Genomic DNA, 396 nt, shown 5'->3' with positions numbered 1-396 from the left:
GTGCGCTCGCACATGACGACGATTACATATGATGAGAAGACAACGGTTTTGGAGGGGGCGGATACCATCCAAGTTGAACGGTATCGTATTACGACGCAGATAGACCTCCTCGAGAAGAGCGCGCGGTTTCAATCGTTGATATCAAGCAGCGTCACGCGTTCGTTGCAGCGAGGGCAGACGTCGGCCAATACACGAATCTTGACGTTTTTCCCGATCCCATGAGACAACCATCTACAGATCGTGTCTCTGTGGATAACCAAGACACCCCCATGGCAATGCACGACAGTGATAGGGTCCTTTGTGAGCGGTGGTATGATGTTCCCGAGGAGCGGAGTACCATCATGGCAGAGCTTTATCATCGTCATTCCAGACGTGTCTATGCGTACTGTAAAAGTA

General features: G+C 51.0%; 1 protein-coding gene. It reads left to right on the top strand.

From position 1 onward, the window contains the following. The coding region (locus tag ACLD7X_RS19505) for a hypothetical protein (protein ID WP_411425332.1) at positions 1–222 on the top strand (222 nt) is incomplete at its 5' end. Positions 223–396 lie beyond the last annotated feature (174 nt).

It is taken from the genome of Aphanothece microscopica RSMan92 (assembly GCF_046613545.2).
Classification (GTDB): domain Bacteria; phylum Cyanobacteriota; class Cyanobacteriia; order PCC-6307; family Cyanobiaceae; genus NIES-981.
Note: the sequence above shows the minus strand (reverse complement) of the source record. Positions and strands in the feature narration are given on the sequence as shown.